The organism is Pseudomonas sp. KCJK9058, from assembly GCF_046230975.1.
Lineage (GTDB): Bacteria > Pseudomonadota > Gammaproteobacteria > Pseudomonadales > Pseudomonadaceae > Aquipseudomonas > Aquipseudomonas alloputida.
In genome coordinates, this window is sequence record NZ_JBJJLR010000118.1 from 1 (window position 1) to 760 (window position 760).

Below are 760 nucleotides of genomic sequence, written 5' to 3' on the forward strand. Positions count from 1 at the left end.
GCTGCCTGGGGTACCTGGCTCGTCGGTGACCTGGGTGCTGACCGGGGTCTTGTCCAGGTTCAGGTTTTCGAACTTCCACGCATCTGCACCGCTGACCGCGTCGATGGCATTGACCACCGGCGCGTTAGTGCCGACATAGACGTTGTCTGGTGCGGCTACAGTCGCCGAACCGGTGGTGCTGTTGGCTGCCACGACGACAGTGGTGCCGTCGGTCAGCTTGAAGTACAGCTCCGAGTGGTTGTTGATCGGCAGACCGTCTTTGTTGGTCAGCGTGATGGTGTAGGTGATCTCGCCGCCTTCGGTGACCGACGGGGTGGCGGTCAGCTTGGCCACTACTTCACTGATAGTGTCCGAGATCTCAACGGTAGCCGGGCCACCCAAGGCCAGCTTCTCGAAGGTGGCACCCGGAACTGTAGCGTCGGTAACACTGAGCGTGATGGAGCCTGCATCAAGATAGACGTCATCGCCCTGAACCGAGGTCTTGTACTCGACTTCGGTCTTACCGGCTTCGATCGTCACGGTGTCGCCGTTCGACAGGGTTACGGTCAACGGACGGTCCAGCGCCTGGCTAACTTTCACAGTAAAGGAAGGTTGCTGGTCTTCGGTCACATTTCCATTGCTGACAATGCTTACGGTGACGGTATCGATGCTGTCATTGATGACCGTCGAGGCGGGGGTCGGGTTCGGGGTCAGCTGCTCGAAGTTGCCGCCCGTGGCGTTCTCGATGGTGACGCTGACGGTCGAACCGTTGTTGTAGACA

Annotated in this window: 1 protein-coding gene; it reads right to left on the minus strand. The window is 59.3% G+C overall.

Annotation, left to right across the window (positions count from 1 at the left end; genetic code table 11):
- The coding region (locus ACK59Z_RS25845) for an immunoglobulin-like domain-containing protein (protein WP_409293993.1) at positions 1–760 on the minus strand (760 nt) is incomplete at both ends.